Origin of the sequence: Empedobacter stercoris (assembly GCF_025244765.1) — a bacterium.
Taxonomy (GTDB): domain Bacteria; phylum Bacteroidota; class Bacteroidia; order Flavobacteriales; family Weeksellaceae; genus Empedobacter; species Empedobacter stercoris.
The window spans coordinates 1,149,047-1,169,138 of the sequence record NZ_CP104209.1; the positions used below are offsets into that span (position 1 = coordinate 1,149,047).

At 31.3% G+C, this 20,092-nt stretch carries 12 protein-coding genes and 2 pseudogenes; 10 read left to right on the plus strand and 4 right to left on the minus strand.

Annotation, left to right across the window (positions count from 1 at the left end; translation table 11 throughout):
• Window positions 1-8: 8 nt before the first annotated feature.
• Window positions 9-5,243, plus strand: a complete 5,235-nt coding sequence (locus NZD85_RS05445; RefSeq protein WP_449757795.1) for a translocation/assembly module TamB domain-containing protein — start codon at window positions 9-11, stop codon at window positions 5,241-5,243.
• Complete coding sequence (gene tamL, locus NZD85_RS05450) at window positions 5,240-7,588, plus strand: translocation and assembly module lipoprotein TamL (RefSeq protein ID WP_260544021.1); 2,349 nt, start codon at window positions 5,240-5,242, stop codon at window positions 7,586-7,588. Before NZD85_RS05445 ends, tamL begins: the two co-directional genes overlap by 4 nt.
• A 62-nt stretch (window positions 7,589-7,650) precedes the next feature.
• On the opposite strand, the gene katG is transcribed toward tamL, so the two are convergent.
• Complete coding sequence (gene katG / locus NZD85_RS05455) at window positions 7,651-9,873, minus strand: catalase/peroxidase HPI (protein ID WP_286483371.1); 2,223 nt, start codon at window positions 9,871-9,873, stop codon at window positions 7,651-7,653.
• 443 nt (window positions 9,874-10,316) lie between these two features.
• Here katG and NZD85_RS05460 point away from each other — a divergent pair.
• Window positions 10,317-11,194: pseudogene (locus NZD85_RS05460) on the plus strand (IS982 family transposase).
• A 125-nt stretch (window positions 11,195-11,319) separates the two neighbouring features.
• Here the strand turns inward: NZD85_RS05460 and NZD85_RS05465 are convergent.
• Window positions 11,320-12,378 carry an endonuclease I family protein gene (locus NZD85_RS05465; RefSeq protein WP_260544022.1) on the minus strand — a complete coding sequence of 353 codons (1,059 nt, stop codon included), beginning with the start codon at window positions 12,376-12,378 and terminating at the stop codon, window positions 11,320-11,322.
• An 80-nt stretch (window positions 12,379-12,458) separates the two neighbouring features.
• On the minus strand, window positions 12,459-13,337 hold the full coding sequence (locus tag NZD85_RS05470; RefSeq protein ID WP_225542871.1) for a helix-turn-helix domain-containing protein: 879 nt from the start codon (window positions 13,335-13,337) through the stop codon (window positions 12,459-12,461).
• 195 nt (window positions 13,338-13,532) lie between these two features.
• Here NZD85_RS05470 and hemA point away from each other — a divergent pair, with 195 nt between their 5' ends.
• The 4 genes from hemA to hemE are packed head-to-tail and all read left to right on the plus strand — an operon-like array spanning window position 13,533 to window position 17,406.
• Window positions 13,533-14,780 carry a glutamyl-tRNA reductase gene (hemA, locus tag NZD85_RS05475; RefSeq protein ID WP_171622433.1) on the plus strand — a complete coding sequence of 416 codons (1,248 nt, stop codon included), beginning with the start codon at window positions 13,533-13,535 and terminating at the stop codon, window positions 14,778-14,780.
• Between the two features lie 7 nt (window positions 14,781-14,787).
• Entirely contained in the window at window positions 14,788-15,714 is a 927-nt protein-coding gene (gene hemC / locus NZD85_RS05480) for a hydroxymethylbilane synthase (protein ID WP_260544025.1), read from the plus strand.
• Window positions 15,714-16,391, plus strand: coding sequence for a uroporphyrinogen-III synthase (locus NZD85_RS05485; RefSeq protein ID WP_260544027.1), 678 nt, complete (start codon window positions 15,714-15,716; stop codon window positions 16,389-16,391). The genes hemC and NZD85_RS05485 overlap by 1 nt, the downstream gene beginning before the upstream one ends.
• On the plus strand, window positions 16,378-17,406 hold the full coding sequence (gene hemE / locus NZD85_RS05490; protein WP_171622430.1) for a uroporphyrinogen decarboxylase: 1,029 nt from the start codon (window positions 16,378-16,380) through the stop codon (window positions 17,404-17,406). Before NZD85_RS05485 ends, hemE begins: the two co-directional genes overlap by 14 nt.
• Before the next feature lie 47 nt (window positions 17,407-17,453).
• Here the strand turns inward: hemE and NZD85_RS05495 are convergent, their stop codons facing one another.
• Window positions 17,454-17,798, minus strand: a complete 345-nt coding sequence (locus NZD85_RS05495) for a hypothetical protein (protein WP_260544029.1) — start codon at window positions 17,796-17,798, stop codon at window positions 17,454-17,456.
• 264 nt (window positions 17,799-18,062) lie between these two features.
• Between NZD85_RS05495 and NZD85_RS14845 the strand changes: the two are divergent.
• The 3 genes and pseudogenes from NZD85_RS14845 to NZD85_RS05505 all read left to right on the plus strand — a co-directional run.
• Window positions 18,063-18,270, plus strand: a pseudogene (locus NZD85_RS14845) (IS982 family transposase); the annotation flags it as partial.
• The gene (locus NZD85_RS05500) at window positions 18,252-18,500 is read left to right on the plus strand and encodes a Fic family protein (RefSeq protein WP_260544031.1); all 249 of its coding nucleotides are present in this window, start codon (window positions 18,252-18,254) and stop codon (window positions 18,498-18,500) included. The pseudogene NZD85_RS14845 and the gene NZD85_RS05500, both read left to right, overlap by 19 nt.
• A 337-nt stretch (window positions 18,501-18,837) precedes the next feature.
• On the plus strand, window positions 18,838-20,064 hold the full coding sequence (locus NZD85_RS05505; protein WP_260544034.1) for a site-specific integrase: 1,227 nt from the start codon (window positions 18,838-18,840) through the stop codon (window positions 20,062-20,064).
• Window positions 20,065-20,092 lie beyond the last annotated feature (28 nt).

The window sequence follows — 20,092 nt, forward strand, 5'->3', positions numbered from 1 at the left end:
AATTCAATATAAAGAAAGTACTCAAATATTTCTCGTTTGCAATTTTATCAATAATTTTTTTGCTAACAATTGCTATTTTTAGTTTACAGTTTCCTTCTGTTCAAAATTTTGTAAAAAATAAATTAGTCAATTATCTTGAAGAAAAAATTCAGACTAAAGTTCAATTAGATCGCGTTTATATCGACTTTCCAAATAATCTTGTAATGGAAAATCTATTTTTACAAGGTCAAGACGTTGATACTTTGTTGTCTGTCAAAAAATTTGACGTTGGTTTGGATATTTGGCAACTCACGAAAAGTAAAGCTGATATAAAATCAATTGAATTGGATGGTTTAAAAGCAAATGTTATTCGAAAAGCTGACGGGAATTTCAATTTCGATTACATTATTAATGCTTTTGCAACAGATGAAAAAGAAGAAAGTTCTTCCAAGCCTTTTATCATTTCCTTGGATAAAATAAAATTAGCCAATCTCAATGTTTCGTTTATCGATCTGCAATCTGCAAACAACATCAAAGTTCTTCTAAATTCATTTGATACACGCGTTAAAAAATTTGATCTCGAACAAAATACGTACGCAATTGACGATATCAATTTAGATGGTTTAAAGCTTAAATTGAAACAAGACCTTATAAAAGAAGTTTCGCAAAAAGTTGAAGAAAAAGTCGATTCGTTAAACGATCAAAAACCTATAAAAATTGAATTGAATGGCATTCATTTAACCAATTTTGATGTAGATTATGGCGATGATAATGCTCAAACGTTTGCGAAAGTAAAATTCAAAGATTTCAAAACTCGTATTAAAAAACTTGATTTACAACAGAATTCTTACGCCGTAGATGACATTTTACTAAATGGATTATTCGTTGACTTCAATCAAAAAATGGTCGAGAAAATTCAAGTGAATAAAATTGATAAAGTTTCTCCACAATCGAATCAAAATCCACTTCAAATTGCGTTAAATAAAATTAATCTGAATGATATCAAGGTCAATTATGGTGACGAAAATTCGAAAACGTATGCAAAAATTAATTTGAATGAATTCGAAACAAAAATCAATAAACTTGATATCGAAAATTCAATCTTTGACATCGAAAATATTTTATTAAAAGACGCCGATATCGAAGCCAATTTATACCTTTCTTCTACTAATTCGACATCTTCTCAAACATCATCTTCATCAGCAATGAACTTGGTTTTGAATAAAACAATTTTAGATAATGTAAACGTAAAATACAACAATACAGCAGAGCGTAGAACTGCGCAAGGAATGGATTTTAATCATTTAGATTTCTCTCCATTAAATCTTGATTTGCGTAATTTCAAAATGTACAATAATACGTTTACTGGACAAGTAAAAAGTGCTGAAATAAAGGAATCAAAAGGTCTAAATATACAAAAATTAACGACAAACTTCTTGTATGCGAATACACAAGCTTATCTGAAAAATCTATACTTAAAAACACCTAAAACAATTCTTCGGGACGAAGTAATTCTTCAATACAATAGCATTCAACAACTAACATCTAATCCTGAAAATGTATTGGTTAATGCGAATATCAAACATTCTAAAATTGGATTTGCAGATATTCTAAATCTTGTTCCAACGCTTAGAAAAACGACGCCTTTCGACAACTATCCAAATGCAATTTTACACGTAAACACGAATGTAAAAGGAAAAGTAAATGATTTATTCATCAATAATTTACAGGTTTCTGGTTTAGATGATTTAGAAGTTTCGGCTTCGGGAAGAGTGAAAAATGCAATGAATCCAACGAAATTATTTTATGATTTGAACATTAAAAACTTTTCTACTTCATCGAAAACAATTTACAATTTAGTTCCTAAAAACATTATTCCAAACAACATTAGAATTCCGTCAAAACTTTCTGTAAAAGGAAAGGCGAAAGGAACAACGAAACTTATCAATACGCAATTAACCATCAACTCGACCTTAGGAAACGCAAAAATTGATGCCATTGTGGATATGTTGAAAAAAGATGCGGAAAAATATAACGTAAAAGCTGAAGTCCAACATTTAGATGTCGGAACTTTAATTAGTAATAAAGACATCGGGAAAGTCACTGCAAAATTGAATGCTATCGGCACAAGTTTTAATCCCGAAAAAATGAATACGAAGCTTTCAGGATTTATTACGTCTGCGAATTACAACAATTACACCTATCAAAATATTAACCTTGATGCAAAAATAAATGAAGCTGTTTTTGAAGCACAAGTTTTATCAAAAGATCCAAATGCAAACCTTAATTTAATTGCTTCTGGTCTCTACAAAAAAGAGTTGTCAGATGTAAAATTAAATGGGAATATCAATCAATTAGATGTTCAAAAACTTGGTTTTTATAACGAACCTATGATTATCGCTGGGGAAATAGTTGCAAATTTTGCTAACCTAAATCCTGATCATTTAAATGGATCATTGACTCTCAAAAACTTTGCTTTATCGAACACAAAAGATATTTTCCCTTTGCAAGAAGTGAATTTAATCGCAAATTCAACAGCCGATTCAAATCAACTTAAACTTACTTCTCAGGTTGCAGATGTAGACTTAAAAGGTAAATATAAATTGACACAAATTTTTGGTTCACTTACCTCAACGATTAATCAATATTATCAATTTCAACAACCTGATGAAAATGAAAAAATAGAACCTCATCAATTTTTTACCTTACATGCAAAAATAAAAGACGATGAATTGGTTCGAAGATTTGTCCCTGATCTAAAAAATTTCGAAACGATTACATTAGATGCAGCCTATGATGCGGATTTGAAACAAGTTAATGTCGATGGAAAAATACCAAGTTTAACGTATGGTACAAATACGATTAACAATGGTTTTATCAAAATTTCGAACCAAAATGATGCGTTAGTTTATGCATTGAATATTGATCATTTGAGAAGCGATAATTTTCAGTTGAACAAGATAAATCTTGATGGAGATATTGCGAATAATACCATCAATTACAGCATTTCAACGAAAGATGATAAAGATATTACTCAATTTTTGGTTGCTGGAAATTTGAAAACATTGGATGACATTACAGAAATCAGCTTAAATCCGACTGGTTTAGTCTTAAACTATGATCAATGGGAAGTTGGAGAAGGAAATTTAATTCAATTAAAAAAAGACGGCATTGTTGCAAATAATTTCAAACTAATGCATAATGGAAGTGAGATTTTATTGCAATCAGCATCTGATAAAGGTACAAGTCCGCTTGATATTTCGATTAAAGATTTCAAAATAGAAACCATTACCGAAATTATCAAAAAAGATGACTTAGCAGCAAAAGGAACCATCAATGGAACAGCACAAATTAGAGATTTGAATACAAATATGACCTTCAATTCTGATTTAACTATTTCAGATTTAAAAGCATTTGGAAATCCTATTGGAACGATTGTAGCGAAGGTCAATAATACATCTCCAACTTTGATTAATGCAGACATTTCATTAAATGGACACCACAATGATTTGAAGATTTTAGGCGATTACAACACTGAAGCAAGTGCGTTTGATTTGAATTTAGCTATTAACCGTTTGGAAATGAAAACCGTTCAAGGATTTTCGATGAATCAAATCAAAGATACCGAAGGTTATTTGGCTGGAAACTTAAAAATTACTGGAACGGTAGATCAACCAAGTATTTTGGGACAATTAAAATTTAATGAAGTAGGTTTAACGATTGCTGAAACAGGTAGTAATTTCCGAAAAATTGATGACGCAATAGATTTTACGAACAAAGGAATAGAATTTAACCGATTCAAAATTAATGACAACGAAGGAAACTCTCTCACATTAAGAGGCGAAATATTAACTAAAACCTATCGGGATTTTGCTTTTAATTTAACTGCTAATGCACGAGATTTTAATGTTGTCAATTCCGAAAAAACTAACGATGCCATGATGTATGGTAAACTGGCTATTAATGCGAACCTAACAATAAAAGGTGATATGGATCTTCCTAAAGTAAACGGAAACTTAAAGGTAACAGATGACACTAATTTTACATTTGTTTTGCCTCAATCTTCACCATCTTTACAAGAACGAGAAGGAATTGTAGAATTCATTGATCAAGATCAAATCACGTTAAATGAAACGATTAAAACAGCTGAACTAATTACAGATTCTAAGATAAAAGGATTGGATGTTAGCGTGAATATTGAAGTGAGTAAAGAAGCTAAAACATCGATTATCATTGACAAAGTAAACGGAGATTTTGTCGAAATACAAGGTGAAGCTGAGTTGACAGGTGGAATGGATCCTTCTGGTAAAATGACTTTAGTTGGCGTCTATCAAGTAGAAAAAGGTGCTTATGAGCTTTCGGTAAGTTTATTAAAACGCCGTTTTGACATTCAGAAAGGAAGTAGTATAACATGGACAGGTGAGCCAACTGCTGCAAACCTTGATATTACAGCAATTTACAAAACAAAAGCAGCACCAATCGATTTGATCGAACAACAAATTTCGGGTTATTCATCATCAGAAATGAACATGTACAAACAACGTATTCCGTTTAATAGCGAACTCATTTTAAAAGGTGAATTACTAAAGCCTGAGATTAAGTTCAATATTTCGATGGACAAAGACAATCCCTCTATTGCAACAGCCGTTATCGAAAATACACAATCCAAATTGGATCAGTTAAAAAATGATGAAGCAGAAATGAATAAACAAGTTTTTGCATTATTGTTGTTAAATCGCTTTATTGGAGAAAATCCGTTTGAAAGTAAAACAAGTGTTTCTGCCGAAACTATGGCGTTACAAAGTGTGAGTAATATTCTTTCGCAACAATTAAATAATTTGGCAGATGATTTAATCGAAGGTGTCGACATTGATCTGGGATTAGACACACAAGATGATTACTCATCAGGTACCAAAAACACTCGAACAGACTTGAATGTTGCGGTAAGTAAGCGCTTGTTAAATGACCGATTAAAAGTTTCGGTTGGAAGTAATTTTGGGCTTGATGGTGACGCCAGAGAAAACGAAAACATGACTAACATTGCTGGAGATATCACAATTGATTATAGTTTATCACGCGATGGTCGATATATGTTAAGAGCTTATCGAAAAGATGAATATCAAGTTGCTTTACAAGGACAAATTGTAGAAACTGGTGTTGGTTTTATTATCACATTAGATTACGATAAATTCAAAGAAATTTTCGAGAAAAGAAGAAAAAATAAAACGAATAGAAAAACACAAAAAGTCGTATCTCAACCATGAAAAAATCAATTATAACATCTATCAAATGTATTGCTATTTCATTTGCCACAGTTGGTATTACTTCTTGTAGCAACACCCGTTTTCTAAAAGAAGGTGAAACACTTTACACAGGTTCTAAATTAACCATAAAAGGGGATTCATTAAGCAAAAGTGATCGCGTAGCTTTAAAAGATAATCTGGAAGAAAATATTATTCCCAAACCTAATTCAAGTTTTTTTGGATTACGTCCTCGATTATACATTTACAATATCACGAGCGAACCAAAGAAACAAAAAGGATTAAAATATTGGTTGAAATATAAGGTAGGACAAAAACCTATTTTATTAAGTGATGTTGATATCGATTTTAATAAAAAAATCCTGGTTAATTATGCCGAAAACAAAGGCTATTTCAATGCAAAAGCGCAAGGAGATACCATTAGCAAAGACAAAAAAGCAGTAGTAAATTATGTGTTACAACCACACAAACGCTATTACATCAATCAGGTTAATTTTCCAAAAGACACAACATTAGTTGTGAACAAAGAAATTAATAAAACAGAAGCCAAAACTTTACTTAAAGAGAAGCAACCATTTGATTTGGATGTGATAAAAGCCGAACGCGAACGTATAGATTCTCGTTTAAAAGAGAACGGTTTTTATTATTTTCATCCTGATAATATTATTGTACAAGCAGATAGTACCGTTACAAACAAACAAGATGTTGAGCTTTTTGTAAAGCTAAAAAACCAAACTCCCGAACAAGCTAAAAAACAATTTACGATTGATAAGGTTATTGTTTTTCCTGATTACAATATTCGGCAAGCAAGAAAAGGTATATACCAAATGCCGATGCCTACAGATTCTTTAGGAAAATATGAACAAAATGGTTTTTATATGGTAGATTCGAAAAAGAACTTTAAACCAAAAGTTTTCGATCGTGCCTTGTATTTCAAAACTGGTGATATCTACAATCGTGCTGATCATAATTTAACCCTAAATCGATTAATTAATTTAGGTGTTTTTAAATTTGTGAAAAACGATTTCGTTATTTCAGATTCCATCAACAATAAATTTGATGTTTATTATACGTTGACACCACGCGAATTTCAATCGTTGCGCTTAGAAGTTTTAGGTCGAACAAATTCGGCGAATTATGGCGGTGGCGAATTAAACTTAAATTGGACGCATCGTAACATACTAAAAGGAGCAGAACAACTTAAAATGGCTTTGTATGGTGCTTTTGATATGCAATTAGGTGGTCAAAAAGATGCGAATAACATTTTTAGAGCTGGTTTTAATACACAACTTTCGATTCCGAGAATTGTAGCACCCTTCAAATTCAATTCATCAAGTGCGTTTGTTCCACGAACAAATATTGAAATGGGTTATGAATATCAAAACAGATCAAAATTATACACCTTACATAATTTCAATACGTCTTTTGGATATATTTGGAAAGAAAATGCACAGAAAGAACACAACCTAAAAGTGTTTAGTGCAACTTTATTATTTCCGGAAAAAGTAACCGATGAATACAACAGCAAAATTTACGATTCGATAGGAAATATTATTAACCCAAGTTTAAAACGCGTTGTCGATAAACAATTGATTTTTGGCCCACAATATTCGTACACCTATACTACCACAATGTTACCACGAAAAAGTACATTTTATTACCGTGGTTTAGTTGATTTGGCTGGAAATTTAACAGGATTGATTACTGGTGCAAATGTAAAAAAAGACAAGGAAAAAGAAATCTTCAAAATTCCATTTAGTCAATATGCAAAAATGGAACACGACTTCCGTTTTTACCACAAGTTTTCGGACAAATCCTCAATTGCCACACGCTTTATAGGAGGAATTGCTTATCCTTACGGTAATTCTGAATTTGTTCCATATTCCAAACAGTTTTTTGTAGGAGGAAGCAATAGTATTCGCGCATTTAGAGCACGTACATTAGGTCCTGGAAGTTATGATCCACGCCATCAAAATGCGAATTTCTTTTTTGATCAATCGGGAGATATTAAACTCGAATTAAATGCAGAATTTAGACAGAAATTATTTAGTTTTCTAAATTTAGCGTTGTTTGTTGATGCAGGAAATATATGGTTGATGAACGAGGATGAAACGCGTCCAGGTGCAAAATTTTCAAAAGATTTTATAAACGAAATAGCTGTAGGAGCAGGATTAGGACTACGACTTGATTTTAGTATTTTAATTCTAAGATTGGATTTAGCCACTCCTCTTCGTATTCCGTATTATGAGAAAAATGACCGATGGACATTTGATAAAATTGATTTTGGAGACAAAGCATGGCGAAAAGATAACTTAATTTTGAACATCGCGATTGGATATCCATTCTAAGCGTAAAGCAAAAATAAAAAACGAGTATCAAATGATACTCGTTTTTTTATTATTTATACTAATTACTTCAAATCGAAACGATCTGCATTCATCACTTTATTCCAAGCGGCAACAAAATCTTTCATAAATTTATCTTGTGCATCTTCTTGTGCATATACCTCAGCAATAGCTCTCAGTTCAGAATTAGAACCGAATACCAAATCAGCACGAGTTCCTGTCCATTTTGGTGTACCTGTCTTACGATCAGAACCTAAATAAACTTCTTTCGTTTCATCTTTTGCTTTCCATTGTGTACCCATATCCAATAAATTCACAAAGAAATCATTTGTTAATTGACCAGGACGATCTGTTAAAACACCATGATTCGAACCATCATAATTGATATTAATTGCACGTAAACCACCAATTAAAACTGTTAATTCTGGCGCTGTTAACGTTAATAAGTGTGCTTTATCAATCAATAATTCTTCTGTCGAAACACCTTGACGTTTCGTTTTGCGGTAATTACGGAAACCATCTGCAATTGGCTCTAACCAACCGATAGACTCTACATCTGTTTCTTCTTGTGAAGCATCTGCACGACCTGCTGCAAATGGAACTGAAATTGTTTTACCAGCATCATTTGCTGCTTTTTCGATGGCTGCATTTCCACCTAAAACAATCAAATCTGCTAAAGATACTTGTTTCGATGAATTTACTGCATTAAACGAAGCTTGCACACCTTCTAATGCTTTCAATACTTTATTTAATTGAATTGGGTTGTTCACATCCCAATTTTTCATTGGCTCTAATCTAATTCGTGCTCCATTCGCACCTCCACGCTTGTCCGATCCTCGGAATGTAGAAGCTGAAGCCCAAGCTGTACCAGCTAATTCTGAAACTGTTAAACCAAGATCTAAAATTTGTGCTTTTAAATTTTCACAATCATTTTCATCTATCAATTCGTGTGTTACTGCTGGAATAGGATCTTGCCAAGTGAAAGTTTCTGTTGGCACATCTGCACCTAAATAACGAGAAACTGGTCCCATATCGCGGTGAATTAATTTAAACCATGCTTTACGGAAAGCATCTTCAAATTCTTCAGGATGCTCTAAGAAACGACGACCTATTTTTTCATAGATTGGATCAACACGTAATGCGATATCAGATGTCAACATTGTTGGTCTTAATCTTTTCGAAGCATCGTGCGCATGCGGAATAATTTCACCTACATCTTTTGCTACCCATTGATGTGCTCCTGCAGGAGATTTTGTTAATTCCCATTCGAAACCGAATAAATAACTCAAGAATAAATTCGACCATTCTGTTGGTTTACTTGTCCATGTCACTTCAATTCCAGATGTAATTGTATCCCCAGCATTTCCAGTTCCATAAGAGTTTTTCCAACCTAAACCTTGCATTTCAAGACCAGCTGACTCAGGATCATCACCAACGTGATCAGCAGATGCTGCACCATGTGTTTTACCAAAAGTATGTCCACCTGCAATCAACGCTAAAGTTTCTTCGTCATTCATCGCCATACGTGCAAACGTATCACGAATATCTCTTGCCGAAGCCAATGGATCTGGGTTACCATCTGGACCTTCAGGGTTCACATAAATTAATCCCATTTGCACTGCAGCCAACGGATTCTCTAAATCACGTTCACCGCTATAACGGCTGTTTGCTCCCCCACTTTCTTCTAACCAAATTTTTTCAGATCCCCAATATACATCAATATTTGGCTCCCAAACATCAGCACGTCCACCTGCAAAACCAAGTGTTTTGAATCCCATTGATTCTAAAGCTACATTTCCTGCTAAGATGATTAAATCTGCCCAAGAAATCTTGTTCCCATATTTTTGTTTAATTGGCCAAATCAAACGACGCGCTTTATCCAAAGACACATTATCTGGCCATGAGTTTAATGGTGCAAATCGTTGTTGCCCTTCTCCACCTCCACCGCGACCGTCTTGTACACGATAAGTTCCTGCACTGTGCCAAGCCATACGAATGAAAAATGGACCATAATGACCAAAATCTGCTGGCCACCAATCTTGCGAATCTGTCATCAAGGTTTTAAGATCTGCCTTAATCGCTTCTAAATCTAATTTTTTAAATTCTTCCGCATAATCAAAATCTTCTCCTAATGGATTTGATTTATTTGAATGTTGACGTAAAATACTTACATTTAATTGATTTGGCCACCAATCTTTATTTTGTGTTCCCAATCCTCCAACTGGCGTTGTATCCATTTGACCATTATGAAATGGACATTTTGAGATATCTCCTCCTTGATTTTCCATTGATTAATATTTTATGTTTATTATTTTGTTTTGGTAAATATCATAAATATAATAATTTGTCTTATCAATTAAAAATCAAATTGTTTTATCAACTAATCAATTTATCTTATACCAAGTGCAAATTAAATAGTTATTAATTATAAAGCGAAAAATTAATTAACTACATTTAACTGTTACACTCATTGATCCTACCGTGATAAGAAATAATAACTCCGATATTGGTAATTGTAAAGCACAAAAAAATCAGTTATTTACAAAAACAACTGATTTTTTTTTGAGATTATAATTTATTTTATCGTTTTTATTTATACATCAATCCACCTATATTCGTTATAATTAAAAAGGTTTCTTTTATAAACCCGTTGTGCATTATGAATTAAAAAGATAAAAGTTGTTCATTTGATTGAAAATCAGTAAATTGAATTAACTGCAAAACATTTATAATGAACAACTTGAATGCAAATTACGAAAGAATTTTGGAAGTTTTGCGAAAAATATCAAAATGAAAACCTATTGGCCTATCAAAGACGACCTCCAAAATTGAAGGATTTGGAATTGATAAGTCTTGCGTTAACTGCTGAATTTATGGGTATTGACAGCGAAATTCATCTTTTTCGACAAATTCCTCAAGCGATAAAATGCAAAATAGAACGTAGTGTTTATAATCGTCGCAAACGTAGATTGGGCAGTAAAATAAATGATCTACGAATGAAAATTGCCCGAAGTTTTAATGAGTTTGAGAAGTTTTTCATTATTGACACTATGCCCGTAGAAGTATGTAAACTCTCGAGGAGAATACTTCAAAAATCTGTAAAGATAACGACTATTGCTATCCAAACAGAGGCTTTTGTGCTTCTCAGAAAATGCATTTTTATAGCTACAAACTTCATGCAGTTTGTTCGATAAATGGAGTTTTTCAAAGTGTGGATTTAAGTCCTGCTTCCGTTCACACATCCATTATTTAAAAGATATCAGAGAACAATTATCCGATTGTACCTTGCTTAGAGACAAAGGCTACTTGTCGTCTGAGATTCAGATTGATTTATTTAAATATGCCAATATAGAACTCGAAACTCCGAAAAGAGTTAATCAAAAGGACTACAAGCCACAGTTTTATTTATTCAAAAAACAGCGAAAAAGGATTGAAACACTTTTCTCACAACTCTGTGACCAGTTTATGATTAGACGCAATTATGCAAAAACTTTTGAAGGCTTCTAAACAAGATTATTGGCTAAAATAACTACTTTAACCGTTGTACAGTTCATTAACAAAGAATATTTTAACCGAAATATCAATAACCTAAAAGTCAGTATTGTTTAAAATGCGCAACGGGTTTTAATACCAAAATCGTACAAAAAGAAAAATAGTACAAATACGAATATATGTACTGTTTAAAATAAAATTTTATTGGTCTAATCCTGTATCATTTTTTCAGGACGTTACATTTATTTTTTAATTACTTTTTTGGTAACAATTTTTCCATCTTTTAGATGGATTGATAAAATGTACATTCCTTTAGGAAATTGTTTTAGACTTACTTCAGAGCCTAAATCAATACCAATTAAGCGGCCATTAAAATCATATAAATTCGCATAATCAAAATGATTAGCTTTTATTTTTATTCTATCATTTGTTGGGTTTGGAAAAACTTCTACAAGTGTTTGTTGATAATCATAATCATAATCATTAGAAGATAACTCAGACCAAGTATTTTCAGCTTTTTCTCCTCCCCAAATTAATGTAGCTAAATAAGGATTGTCGATAAAAGGGTTACGACTACCTTGCATCTCACCAATAATTTCGTTTCGTACTTTTTCAAATTCTGAAACTTTATCTTCCACATTCCATTTTAAGAACATATTTGGCATACCATCTTCATTGCTTGATATTGGATTATAAGCCACATTTTGAGGATCTGTTTCCAAACCATAATGCAAATACATATACATAATAATACGTGCAACATCACCTGTCCATTCATCACCTGGATAAAAAGCTTTATTGATTAAATTGGCTTGTCCTGTCACGTCTTGTACCCATTTTTCACGAAAAGGATTATTGCTTCGTTTAGAATTTAACTGTCTATCAACAGCGCGTAAATTATGTGCATCTGTACCTGTTCCAGGAAAGCTTGTTTCTAACTTTGGAGAAGCCAAAGATTTTGGAAACACATGTTCACGTTCCCATTTTCCAATTGTACTTCCTCCTGATGAGTTATTTTTGTTATTTACATCTCGTGTACGTTGTTCTGAATAAATTGATGATTCATCTGTAAAACCATAGATTAATAAAACACGTCCTTCAGAATCTAAGTCTAAATCAGACTTATCCAAAATATTCCAAACACCAGGTGTATAATTTACAGCGCGATGAGTCGCAGCAATTAAATCATGTAAATCTTCTTTTACAATTTTTCCATTTTGTTTAAAATAAATCCCTTCATAATAAGCAGGAATTTGCGCAAAAAGCGTAAAAGGAAATAAAAGAAGTAGATATTTTCTCATAATTATTTATAAATATTTAGCAAAAGTAAGTATTTATAAATAGTTAAAAAAAGATGAAGTACTTAATTCTACTACGTTTATTATTGAAACTGCTTGATATATTGCTTAGGTGTTAAACCATATTTTTTCTTAAAAGCTGAAATAAAATGAGATGGGTTTTCATAACCAATTTCAAAAGAGATATCTTTTACCATTAATTGATTTTCTTCTAATTTATGCAACGCATATTCTAATTTTTTATCCAACAAATAACCATAAACGGTTGTACCATAAAGTTCCTTAAAACCTTCTTTTAAATGATATTCAGAAATAGAAAATTTCTCACAAAGCTGTTTAATAGTTGGTGGATTTTTGAAATCAGCTAATAAATAATCTTTAATTTCTTTAATTCTTTTTCCTTCGTTTTCATTATTCAGAAATGGACAATGCTCGCTTTTACTTTCTATTTCAGAGAAATAAAGTGTAAACAATTCATACATTTTTCCAATTAAAAATAAATTTTGAAACTGTGGCGAAAGTTTCATTTGCTCAATCTGATTCAACACTAACTTTATCGAAGGACTAATTTCTCGTTCAATGTAAAACTTTTCTTGTGTCATTGTTGAAATCAAATTATTCTGAATTTGGTATTCAGCAAACAATTGATGCAATTTTTTAATAGATAACACAACAATATAAACTTTACTCTCTGCATTGATATTTAATGATAACGGAATATCTAAAGTTGGATAATAGAACAAAAAACTTTTACCTTCGTGCAGATTGATTTTGTAAATACCATTATTAAAATTAAATGTCAGCGAACCTTTTGTACAAAAATAGAATTGTATATAACGTTTGTCTATTCCTTTCAAAATAGTATCTGTAGACGCTGTAAAGTTGTCTATTTGAGCGATAAATACGTCAGTCGATAATTTATACTCGTTGATTTTACTTTTATGGGTATTTTTTAATTTCATTTCGAATAATGAGGTTTATCACATAAAAAACGTGACATTTGTCAATTGCGCTCTTTATAGAGGTTTACGTACAAATATAAACTTTAATTTATAATTATTCTAAAAAAAGAAACTTTAATTTTTAGCGTTACTTTTCCCTTTTAAAGTTATTTTTGCAATGCTTTTGAACCTACTTTTGTATCAGTATTTGAAGAAATGACAATTAGAGGTAATAAAACGGAAGAAAAATTTTACGTTATCGGAATCAGCTATGAAAAAGCAGATGCCGTAACAAGAGGTAAATTTACATTTTTTCCAGAACAAGTAGAAACATTTACAAAAGATTCTAAATCGAATGGTTTAGAAAACTTTTTTATTGTATCAACTTGTAATCGTACTGAATTTTATGGTTTTGCTGAAAGTGAAGATCAAATCGTTGAGCAATATTGTAAATACACAGAAGGTAATGCAGTAGATTTCCGTCAATTTATGATGGTAAAAGAAGGTGAAGAGGCGATTAATCATTTATTTCGCGTATCGTCAGGTTTAGAAAGTCAAATTTTAGGTGATTTTGATATCATAGGTCAAATCAAAATTTGGTTTTCTCGTTTCAAAAAACAAGGCACATCCAATGCTTTTTTAGAGCGTTTAGTGAATACTGCAATCCAAATTAGTAAAAAAGTCAAAAACGAAACTTTTTTAAGTAATGGTTCTGCATCTGTCGCTTATTCAGCAGTGAATTTTATTCAAGCTACCCAAGGAGATTTAACAGACAAAAATATTTTGTTGTACGGAATTGGTAAAATTGGTCGTAATACATGTGCGAATTTGGTCAAACATTATCCAAACACAAATATTACATTAATCAACCGTACAAAAGAAAAAGCGGAAGTTCTTGGACTGAAATATGATATTACAGTAAAAGATCACAGCGAATTAAAACAAGAATTACAAAACACAGATATTTTAATTGTAGCAACAGGAGCAGGTAGTTATACCATTACCGAAGAAATGATTGCATTTGATAAAGAGATGACAATTATTGATATGTCAGTTCCAGAAAATGTAATTCATACATTGGCTTCTCGCGAATCTATTCAGTTAGTAAATGTAGATGGATTGTCAAAAATGGTAGATGATACAATTGCGCAACGTCGTAATTCTATTCCAGAAGCTTTGGCAATTATCGAAGAACACTCAACAGAATTTTACGAATGGTTAGAAACCAGAGAATTAGTTCCTGCGATTCAATCTTTTAAAGATAGATTAGACTTTTTTCAAAGTTTTGCTTTACATAACTTGAAAAAAGATAATGTAAACATCGACGAAAATGAAACGATTTTAACAGAAAAAGTAATTCAAAAAATTACCAATCAGTTTGCCTCTTATTTGATCGAAAATAAAGAAAATGCAGACGAAACAATTCAGTTAATCGAAAAAATGTTTCATTTAAAACAAGCTTAATACCATCATGAAAACAATAAAAATTGGTACACGTCAAAGTCCTTTAGCACTTTGGCAAGCCAATAAAGTAGCTTCGATTTTAGAAGCGAAGGGTCATCCAACAGAAATCGTTCCGATTACTTCTGAAGGTGATACAAACCTAAAACAACCCATTTATTCGTTAGGATTAACAGGCGTTTTTACACGTTCATTGGACATTGCATTGTTGAATGATCAAGTAGATATTGCTGTACATTCTCTAAAAGATGTGCCAACTATTTTACCTGAAACATTAGAATTGATAGCTTATCCGGAACGTGCAAGTTCTGCTGATATTTTAGTGTACAAATCAGAAGATATTTTCAAGAAAGAACACCGTATTATCGCAACAGGTTCTTTGCGCCGTAAAGCCTTTTGGAATCATAAATACCCTAATGATACCATTGTAGATTTACGTGGAAATGTACAATTACGTTTACAAAAATTACAAGATAATCAAGATTGGGACGGTGCAGTGTTTGCATTTGCAGGTTTAGATCGTTCAGAAATTTTAGATGAATTAGCTGCAAAAGGTCTTCATTATAAAGTGATTGATTGGATGATTGCTGCGCCATCGCAAGGAATTTTGGGAATTGTAGCAAAAGAAGGTTTTGATTTGAGTGATATTAATAATCCTCAATGTGAATTGTTTGCGACAGTAGAACGTCAATTCTTAAATGTTTTAGAAGGAGGTTGTACAGCACCAATTGGAGCATTAGTTGAAAAAATCGATGAAGAAAATTATTCGTTCAAAGGAGCAATTTTATCCATTGATGGACAAGAAATGATTTCAATCGAAAGACAATTTAAAGCAAATGAGTATTTGACGAAAGGTCGCGAATTTGCTGAAGAATGTATTGCACAAGGTGCAGGAAAAATGATTGAACAAATTAAAAAAGAAATCGGAACGAAATAGTGCGTACAAAAGTTTTATTTACAAAGTTAATTCCGTCTTCGCTTCTTGAAAAAGAATTTGGAGCTGATGTAGAGGTGGTTTGCAAGCCAACTTTGGATATTGAATTGACTTCGGCGAATGAAATTTTGAAGCAGATTGATGATTCAATTCATCAATTTATCGTAACGAGTCAAAATACTGTAAATGCCATTCAAGATTTGGAGTTGAATGGTCATTTTTTTGTTGTAGGAAAAAAAACGGCAGAAAAACTGAAAACGCAAAACAGAGAAGTTGTTTTGGTTGAAGATTACGCAGAAGATTTAGCTCCGAAATTAATTTCAGGAAATTATCTTCCGAAATGGAATTTCTTATGTGGTTCTTCGCGTCGTGATTTGTTGGTAAACGAATTGTCAAAAGTCAATCACGAAGTTAATCAGATTATAACCTATCAAACAGAACAAATTAATTATCAAGTGAATGATTTGTTCGAAGTCTATGCTTTTTTTAGTCCGTTATCATTCAAAGCATTTCATCAACACAATAATATTCCAGAAAGTTCGCGTATTTTTACAGTCGGAAATACAACAACTTCTGCAATCAAAGAAGTTTATCCAAATCATAAAATTATAACTGCACAAACACCTTTGGTGGAAGTGGTTGTCGAAAATATAAAAAAATACATCAATGATAAAAAATGATTTGCTTTTAAAAGCATTGAGAGGTGAAGAGGTAGAACGTCCACCAGTATGGATGATGCGTCAAGCTGGACGTTATTTACCAGAGTTTATAGAATTGAGAGATAAATACGATTTCTTTACACGTTGTCAAACGCCAGAATTAGCAGCAGAAATTACTGTTCAACCAATTCGTCGTTTTCCGTTGGATGCAGCAATTATCTTTTCGGATATTTTAGTTGTTCCACAAGCAATGGGAATGAATTTCGAAATGAAACCTGGAGTTGGTCCATGGTTAGAGAATCCGATTCGTACGACTCAAGATGTAGAAAAAGTATATATTCCTGATGTTGAAGAAGAATTAGGATATGTGTACAAAGCGATGGATTTGACGAAAAAAGAATTGGATAATAATATTCCTTTAATCGGTTTCGCAGGTTCGCCTTGGACATTGTTGTGTTATGCAGTAGAAGGACAAGGGTCTAAATCGTTTGATAAAGCAAAAGGGTTCTGTTTTCAAAATCCAGTTGCTGCACACCAATTATTAGAAAAAATTACTCAAACTACAATTCAATATTTATTGAAAAAAGTAGAACACGGTGCAAATGTGATTCAGATTTTTGATTCTTGGGGTGGAATGTTATCGCCAAAAGATTATGATGAATTTTCTTGGAATTACATTGAGCAAATTGTAAACGAAGTTTCTAAAGTAGTTCCTGTAACCGTTTTTGCAAAAGGTTGTTGGTTTGCTTTAGAGAAAATGGCCGATTCTAAAGCTTCTGCTTTGGGAGTTGATTGGACAATTACACCACAATTAGCACGCGAGTTTACTGGTTTCAAAAAGACGTTACAAGGTAACTTTGATCCTTCTCGTTTGTTATCTCCTCCAGAAACTATTCAACAAATGGTAAAAGAAATGATTGACGATTTTGGTCCTTATAAATATATTGCCAATTTAGGCCACGGAATTTTACCGAATATTCCAGTAGAAAATGCACAAGCGTTTATAGAAGCGGTTGTAAATTATAAGAGAGATTAAGAAACTCGATATAATAAGAAAACCTTCCGTGATGGAAGGTTTTTTTATTAAAAATATAATTTGAATTTTACGATTGTACTAAGATCTTTTGTGTAATAAGCAATCCAGTAATAATTATATTCTTTACTTAAATTTCTATATTGATATATTTCTCCTTTTCTACTTAATGATTTTTTTATTAAATTATTGCTTTCTAAAAATTCTAGATTAAAATCATAATTATTCTTCCAATGTAATTTTAGTTTAGAAAAAGACTCATCAATAAAATATTCAATCCAATTATTATTTTCAATTTTTACAATTGTTTTATTTCCTTCATAATCAAAATAATATAATTCAGAAGCTGATTTTATTAATTTATACTCTTTGTCATTTATTGTTGATTTAGGCAAATTTTCTAAAGTAATCCAGTTTTCGTTATTTTTTTCAGAGAATTTTCTTATTATATCAGTGTATGCTTTACAATTTTTTTGAAATCTATAAAAAATAGCTTCTTCTTCAGATTGAATTTCATCTTTTGAAAAATCTTTAAAATATTCAACTAAATTAATGTCTTGATTGACTAAATTAATTCGTTGTGCATTATAAATTAAAAAGATAAAAGTTGTTCATTTGATTGAAAATCAGTAAATTGAATTAGTTGCAAAACATTTACAATGAACAACTTGAATACAAATTACAAAAGAATTTTGGAAGTTTTGCGAAAAATATCAAATGAAAACTAGCCTATCAAAGGCGACCTCCAAAATTGAAGGATTTGGAATTGATAAGTCTTGCATTAACTGCTGAATTTATGGGTATTAACAGCGAAAATCATCTTTTCGACAAATTCCTCAAGCGATAAAATGCAAAATAGAACGAAGTTTTTAGATCAAACAAAACCTCTTTTAAATGAGCGTCAACTAAAAGTCATTCTAAAAATGTTGGATCAAGGTGCGGAAGGATTTGAAGGTGGAATGTCTGCAAAGAAATATATTTCGATAACAAAAACATCAAAAGCTACTGCTACACGTGATTTACAAGATTTAGTTGAAAAAAATGTATTGATTACTGAAGGTGCGGGGCGTTCTGTGAGATATGAGTTGAATATGTAATTTATTCGATTAAATAAAAATGGGTATCAAACGGGTATCAAAACAATGGTGAAAAATGGTGATTTTAAAATGTAGTGAAATTGATAAATTATTAATAATCAGCATTATTAAATAAAAAAAGCACCTTTAAAAAGGTGCTTTTGTGGTCCCACTTGGGCTCGAACCAAGGACTTGCTGATTATGAGTGGGCGTAATGAAACTTTCAAATTGTTTCATTCGTATTCATAACTGCTGAAAATCAATATTTTAAAAACAATAAAATTTATTTTTGATTTCATTCAAATAGATAATACAGTACAATATGTTGTCTGAATGTTATACCGATAAAAATTTATGTATGAAATCAAGTATTAAAATCGTTTGTAAAAAAAATGCGCTAGCTGATGGTAAATTCCCAATCTATTTAAGAATTACTATTGATAGAAAATCTAAATTCTATAAAATCCCATATTCTTGTGATTTAAGAGAGTGGAATGAAGTAAAAGGTAGATTCAATTCTAAAAATTCAAATTATCTTCAATCAAATAGAGTATTAAGTAGAATTGAGGATGACGCTTCTAAAATTTTTGATGAACTACTAGAGTATAAAAATACATTTACATTAATAGAATTTGATAATTTATATCGTCAAAATTCCATTGATAATAATAATTTTGTTGATTTTTTAGAATTAAGAATAAAACAATTATATGAATCAAAACAAATAAGTTATAGTGATTCTCATAATGACACTTTAATTTCTTTAAGAAAATTTAAAAGTAATATTGATAAATACTCTTTTGATGATATTGATTATAACTTCTTATTAAATTATGAAACATTTTTAAGAAAAACAGGATGTAAAGATGGTGGTATTGGAGTATATATGAGAAATATACGTGCAACTTTCAATATTGCAATAAAATCAAAAATTGCAAAACAGGAATTATATCCTTTTAAAGATTACAAAATATCTGCTCTTAAATCTCAAAAAATAAAAAAAGCACTAACAAAAGAGCAATTACAAAATTTAATAGATTTTGATATTAAAAAGATTCCTTCAGCAACTAATGCACGATATTTATATTTGTTTAGTTTTTATGCAAGGGGTATGAATTTTACTGATTTAGCAGAGTTAAGATGGGATGAAATAGAATATAGTAAATTCTCATATAAAAGAAATAAAACAGGCATAAACATTCGTGTAAAAATTCCAGAAAATGATATTACAAACGAAATATTGAAATTCTATAAAGAATATCGTCCCTATCCTACTAACTACATTTTTCCAATACTAAAGAAAGATATTCTTGATTATAATGAAGAAGAATTATTTAATCGGAAACACAGTGTTAGAAGCTATTATAACAAACAATTAAAACTAATATTTGAAGATCTAAAAATTGACACAAAAATAAATTTCTATACTGCTCGCCATACTTTTGCTACATTATCTTTAAGAAATGGTGTTCAAGTTTCTAAAATCAAACAAGCTCTCGGTCACCAATCAATTAAAACTACTGAATCTTATTTAGAAGATTTTAAAGATCATGAAATTGATGAAGCTTTTGAGAAGTTGATATAGAATTTATCCCCAACCAATTTTGGAGTTG